General features: G+C 27.9%; 2 protein-coding genes. One reads left to right on the top strand and one right to left on the bottom strand.

What is annotated here, in order from left to right; translation table 11 throughout:
• Window positions 1–11: 11 nt before the first annotated feature.
• Window positions 12–719: a hypothetical protein gene (locus tag T323_RS0115795; RefSeq protein WP_026674123.1), complete on the bottom strand. Its 708-nt coding sequence runs from the start codon at window positions 717–719 to the stop codon at window positions 12–14.
• Window positions 720–1,062: 343 nt separating this feature from the next.
• Between T323_RS0115795 and T323_RS26950 the strand changes: the two genes are divergently transcribed.
• The coding region (locus T323_RS26950; protein ID WP_035179024.1) for a hypothetical protein at window positions 1,063–1,646 on the top strand (584 nt) is incomplete at its 3' end.

Below are 1,646 nucleotides of genomic sequence, written 5' to 3'. Positions count from 1 at the left end.
AGGGCTGCTCTTTAATTTTTTTTATCCAGTTCTTTATATTTTTCTAAAAATTCTTCTAAAGCACAGCTCAAAGCTGATATGATAGTGATTTTATTTTCTTCACAGAATTCTGTAAAGTGTTTATAAAGGTCTTCATTGATACGGATATTCTTGATTTTTATATTTTGAGAGTATTTAGTTTTTATATTTTCTAGGCTGTATTTTAAAGTTGCGTCGGCTTCATTTTTAATAGCCTGTCCTTCAGTCATAAAGAATAGAGCCTTTAAAACCTTGTCATTTAATAAAAAGTTGATTTTGTCTTGTGGTGTCTTAATTTCTTCAAAAGATTTAAAAATTTTTGGACTATCCAAGAAAAAGTCTATATTATTTGATGGAGTAGCAGATATAGGGGTAGCTTGTTTTTCTTCAGGAACAGGATTTTCAGCTTGTTCTTCCACCTCTTTAGGTTCTTCAATTACAGCTTCAGTAATTTCAGTTTCATCTATTTTTACAGCCTTTGGAGTTTCCTCTACTACTTCTTCCACTTCTACGATTTCAGGAGAGAAAGAATAGTTTAAATAGTTTAATTCCTTTTCTGTAAAGTGTTCGTGGTTTTTATCAAGCCAATTATCCTTTTTCTTAGGAGTAACAAATTTTTCTTTTATAATACTTTCAGCTTTTACTTTTTTCTTTATCATTCCCTTAATTTCTTCAATTTTCTTTTTAGTTTGAATATTCATATATGCCCTCCTTTAATACTTTATATATATAAAATATTATACCATACATTTATATAAAAATAAAGATTTTTTCTTTTTGGACAAGGATTTTTTACATAAATATTCTATCTGTCAAGGGTGGCAAAGCCATCGGCAAGCCGACTAAAGCCCTTGACTGCTTGAATATTTATGTGGGAGATTGATTTGCCAAAAAGAAAAAAATATAAAAAAGTAGTTAAGGTGGAGTTAGGAAAGAAAAGTTTTTATTAAGTTTTTTAATTTTGTTAAATTAATCTTTATTTCTTGACTTGAATTATTGAAAATGTCGGGGTATACTTATAAAAAATAGGTATGGAGGTCTTTTATGAAAAAAATATTTAGCGTAGTTATGCTTATATTTATTACATTACTGACAAGTAGTTTTACTAAAATGCACAATGATGAAGTTTTAGAAGTAATACAACGGCAAGTACCTAATGATAAGTTTTATTTTATCAGAGGATTGGAGAGAGAATATGGTTTTAATACCAATGTTCGTTATAGGGGAATAATTTATAGTGATAAATTAAAAGAAGCTAAGGCTTTTATGGGAATACAAGTGGCTTTAGAGGATTTAGATAGCTTATATATGTGGGAAGATGACTTTAAAGACCAATATGAGAATGCTCTTGCTTCTCCAAGACTGACTAAGATAATAAGAGAAAATGCTAAAAAAGTATTTGGAGATGACATTGTTGTATATGTGGATTTATCAGAAGCTATGTTTTTGAAAGAGGGTATTGAGTTTGTAGAGCAAAATATAGGAAATTTTATCCCTGATGAAAAAGTTGGACTTCGTGTATATATAGATATTTTTGCTGATGATATTACAAAAGTAAATATTGATGAATATAAAAAAAAGTTATTTAACTTTCATCAAATTTTATATAAGAAATATAATATAAATTG

It is taken from the genome of Alkalihalobacillus bogoriensis ATCC BAA-922 (assembly GCF_000621445.1).
Classification (GTDB): Bacteria; Bacillota; Bacilli; order Bacillales; family Bacillaceae_F; genus Bacillus_AO; species Bacillus_AO bogoriense.
The sequence above is the reverse complement of the archived record's forward strand: the minus strand, read 5'-3'. Positions and strand labels throughout refer to the sequence as shown.